At 67.6% G+C, this 1,234-nt stretch carries 2 protein-coding genes and 1 CRISPR repeat array; both genes read left to right on the top strand.

Annotation, left to right across the window (positions count from 1 at the left end; all coding sequences use genetic code 11):
• Positions 1 to 312 (top strand): hypothetical protein (locus ACKOED_RS10205; RefSeq protein ID WP_408916486.1); only part of this gene is annotated, 312 nt, incomplete at its 5' end.
• Entirely contained in the window at positions 309 to 566 is a 258-nt protein-coding gene (locus ACKOED_RS10200; RefSeq protein ID WP_408916485.1) for a hypothetical protein, read from the top strand. The genes ACKOED_RS10205 and ACKOED_RS10200, both read left to right, overlap by 4 nt.
• A 206-nt stretch (positions 567 to 772) precedes the next feature.
• Positions 773 to 1,197: a CRISPR direct-repeat array (repeat unit 32 nt; unit sequence GTTTCGATCCACGCCCCCGCGAAGGGAGCGAC).
• Between the last annotated feature and the right edge of the window lie 37 nt (positions 1,198 to 1,234).

Here is a 1,234-nt window from a genome sequence, read left to right as displayed (position 1 = left end):
CGCGCCGTGTCGCGGGAGCGGGCGGAGGGCAGGCCGGAAGGATCCCGCATCGTGAAGGCCGCGGACGCCCAGATCGCCACCGGCATCGTCGGCGTGGCCGGGGCCGCCGCCTCCGTGGTGGCGCCCGCCGTCGAAACCGCCGAGCGCGCGAAGGATATGACCGAGCGCACCGTGGGGCTTCTCAATCTCACGGACTGGCTGCTGCCGGTGCTGCCCTGGGCCGGGGCGGCCATCTTCCTGATCGTCATCCTGCTCGCCTGGAAGGCAAAGGCGGCGCGCATCGAGGATCACCGCACGGGGAAGACGCCTTGATCGGCTTGTTCACGGCATTCTTCAGCGCCGCCTGGTCCCGCCTGTCGGGCTGGGCCGCGCTGGTCGCCGCACTCATCGCCGTCCTCGGCATTGCCTGGCTCAGGGGCCGCGCCGCCGGGAAGGCCGCCTGGGAAGCAAAGCGCCAGGCAACCCGCGACAGGGCCATCCGGCAATCAGGGGAGACAAGACATGACATTCAGAACAGCAGCGATCCTGCTCTCGATCGCCGTCTCGGCCGCTGGATGCGCGACTGACCCGCGCCTCAGGAACGACTGCGACTGGGCCCAGCCCATCCGGCCCTCCCGGCAGGATGTGCTCACCCGGCAGACCAAGGAGCAGATCCTCGCTCACAATGAAGCGGGCACCAGGCTTTGCGGGTGGCGGAGTGGTCGATAGCGCCGCACTCGAAATGCGGAATACTGGTGACCTTACGGGGGTTCGAATCCCAACCTCTCCAGCTGTTTCGATCCACGCCCCCGCGAAGGGGGCGACAGCCGCAGCAGCGACAGTAGCGAGGGTAGACCAGTTTCGATCCACGCCCCCGCGAAGGGGGCGACCGCTGACCGGCAACGGCAATATGGCTGGCGACATGTTTCGATCCACGCCCCCGCGAAGGGGGCGACTGTCTGGCCTCGGCGTTGCTGAATAGATCGCCGGTTTCGATCCACGCCCCCGCGAAGGGAGCGACGGCCGGACGCGACTTGGTGGAGGGCGAAGCAATGTTTCGATCCACGCCCCCGCGAAGGGAGCGACCCGACTGGTCCCGCATGTCGGTGATCACGGTGAAGTTTCGATCCACGCCCCCGCGAAGGGAGCGACACCATAGCGGGCGGCCTGTCATCTTCGCTGACCGGTTTCGATCCACGCCCCCGCGAAGGGAGCGACCCTTGCCGACGGAAAAAACATGGGTACGGAGTGGTTT

This window comes from Aestuariivirga sp. (assembly GCF_046093005.1).
Classification (GTDB): domain Bacteria; phylum Pseudomonadota; class Alphaproteobacteria; order Rhizobiales; family Aestuariivirgaceae; genus Aestuariivirga.
The sequence above is the reverse complement of the archived record's forward strand: the minus strand, read 5'-3'. Positions and strand labels throughout refer to the sequence as shown.